Here is a 2,698-nt window from a genome sequence, read left to right as displayed (position 1 = left end):
CAAAAAAAGAAAACCAAACAATTGAGGAAATTATTTCATTTGAAATGGTTTAAGTAGGATAACAAATAATTAGGAATTTAGGACCTTTTTAAAGGTAAATGAGGGAAGGCAAGATTGCCAGATTCCGGGAGTAATTGGGTAGGCCCTTTTCTTTTTTGTTTATTTGAATTTTAATTTCAATCCATGATTTTACCTGAAGCTTTTGAGAAGCGAATGAAGGAAAAGTTGGGAAATGCTTTTCCGGCTTTCCAACAAGCATTAGAGGAGGATACACCGGTAAGTATCAGGCTGAATTGTAAAAAATGGAAAGTTTTTAACTTTCCACAAACTGTTCCTTGGACTACGGATGGTTTTTATCTGGAAAAACGACCAAAATTTACTTTAGATCCTCTTTTTCATGCTGGGGCTTACTATGTACAAGAAGCAAGTTCAATGTTTTTGGAGCAAGCATTTAAGCAGCATGTGGACCTTGAAGAATCCTTAAATGTGTTGGATTTATGTGCGGCCCCAGGTGGTAAATCTACCCATTTGGCTTCTTTAATCTCCGAGGACAGTCTTTTGGTTTCTAATGAGGTGATTAAATCTCGGTCGAGTATTTTGGCTGAGAATATGTGCAAGTGGGGAAGTGGCAATGTTTTGGTTACCAACAATGACCCTAAAGACTTTAATCGATTAGCTGAATTTTTTGATGTGATGGTGGTGGATGCCCCTTGTTCAGGGGAGGGGATGTTTCGGAAAGATCCAGGAGCAGTAACCGAATGGTCAGAAGAAAATGTAAAACTTTGCGCACAAAGACAACAGCGTATTTTAATGGACGTCTGGGATGCTTTACGTCCCGGGGGAGTGTTAATTTACAGTACATGTACTTATAACCAATTAGAAAATGAGGACAATATATCCTGGCTGTTAGACCAAAAAGAGGCAGAAAGTTTGAAAATTGAAACAGATCCCCAATGGAATGTGACTGCTGTTGAAGAAAAGAGTCAATATTCCTATCATTTTTATCCGCACCAAAACAAGGGAGAGGGCTTCTTTTTGACCGTTCTTCGGAAAAAAGGAGAATGGCAGCCTCCCTCCACTAAGAAGAAATCAAAAAAAAGTCTTTTACAGAAAGCTTCTAAGCAAGAACAACAAGCCCTTAATGGTTGGTTGAAAAATGAGGACCCTTGGGCTTTCATTAAACATAAAGATACCCTAAAAGCCTTTCCAAAAGAAAAATTAACTCAGATTGAAAAGCTGTATAAAAACCTTCGGGTCGTGTATGGAGGAACAGAACTAGCAGAGTTGAAAAGAAAAAATATTAGGCCTTCACATCAGTTGGCCATGTTCCAATCTTTAAATAAAGAAAATTTTCAACATTTAGAGGTGGACAAGAAGACAGCTCTTCAATTTTTGAGTAAAGGAGACCTTCAACTTCACGAACTTCCCAAAGATTGGGCCTTGATTACCTTTGAGGAAATTCCTCTTGGTTGGGTGAAAAGGGCTGGAAATCGCTTGAATACCTATTACCCTAAGGAATGGCGTATACGAATGGATATCTCTAGTGAAAATTATTAATCAATACTAAAAAAGATGGAATTCGTTCAAAAACTTGTACTTAATCTAGGCTTTTTGGATGAATTCGATTTTATAATGTAATAGTCAATACATTTTTTTGTTATTAATACATTAAATTACTCATCAATAATTATACATTATTCATTTTCTTTTTTGATTAATAATGGCTCTTATTACTAGTAAAAAGCAGATCTATGAAATTTCTACGCCCTTCCGTCAATACCTTTACAAACACGGACAGAATTCGGATTTCAGTCTGCAGTACCAAGATTTAACCAGGTATGTAAGTGCTGTTCCCTTGTATGATAGTCTGGGAGAGGATACTTTATGGGAAACCGTTTATTATTCCCAGGAAGAAATGGAGAGTATTCATGAGAATCTCAAAAGGATGTATGCCGATCTAAAGTCTAGCGGGGATATTTCTGTAATCAAGCATTTGTATATTGACAGGGTGGATGTTTGTGTTTATGGGAATACAAGACCTTTTAGAATCCGGGTAGTGAATCGAATAAACGATAACTTTGATTATTTTTATGTTAAGCATGCCGATGCTTCCCGATTGTATGGATTGGAATTGGAGAATCTTTTGTCCCCGAATTTAATTAATTACCTGGTTAGTGGAAATACGTTAATAGAAGAGCATATTGCAGGAATTCCTGGGGACTTATTTATTAAAGAGCAGCTTAATTCTCCAAGTATCAATAAAATACGTTTAGCCAAAGAGTTTATAAAATTTAATGAACGGTGTTTTGTCCGTTTATTGGGGGATATGCACTCGAGCAATTTTGTGGTTGTGGTGACACCGGATTTTGAAGAGGTCCACTATAGAATTCGAGCCATCGATTTTGATCAGCAATCTTATGAGGGACGTCGATCCATTTATATGCCTCAATATTTTAAGCAGAATAATGCTTTAATTGAGGTCGGAATAGGAAATATGACGCCTGAAACAATGGTTCAGTACCAGAAAGAGGAAAGAGCCCTTATTGCTACTCGTATAAGGTCCTCCCATCGGAAAATAAGAGACCTGCTGGCAGCAATGTTAAACGATAATATTGCCTTGCCAGATAATACCAATAAATTGAAAAATGAATTGGCGGATTTCTATAAAAATAACCGCTTTTTAAGGTGTAATAATATG

The 2,698-nt window shown here is 36.7% G+C and carries 2 protein-coding genes; both read left to right on the top strand.

Annotation, left to right across the window (positions count from 1 at the left end; translation table 11 throughout):
- The first annotated feature begins 183 nt into the window (after positions 1-183).
- Positions 184-1,557, top strand: coding sequence for a methyltransferase RsmF C-terminal domain-like protein (locus tag E1171_RS03245; protein WP_155204032.1), 1,374 nt, complete (start codon positions 184-186; stop codon positions 1,555-1,557).
- A 163-nt stretch (positions 1,558-1,720) separates the two neighbouring features.
- The coding region (locus E1171_RS03240) for a hypothetical protein (protein ID WP_155204030.1) at positions 1,721-2,698 on the top strand (978 nt) is incomplete at its 3' end.

Origin of the sequence: Xanthovirga aplysinae, from assembly GCF_009711365.1 — a bacterium.
GTDB lineage: Bacteria > Bacteroidota > Bacteroidia > Cytophagales > Cyclobacteriaceae > Xanthovirga > Xanthovirga aplysinae.
This window is presented reverse-complemented; position numbering and strand designations above follow the sequence as displayed.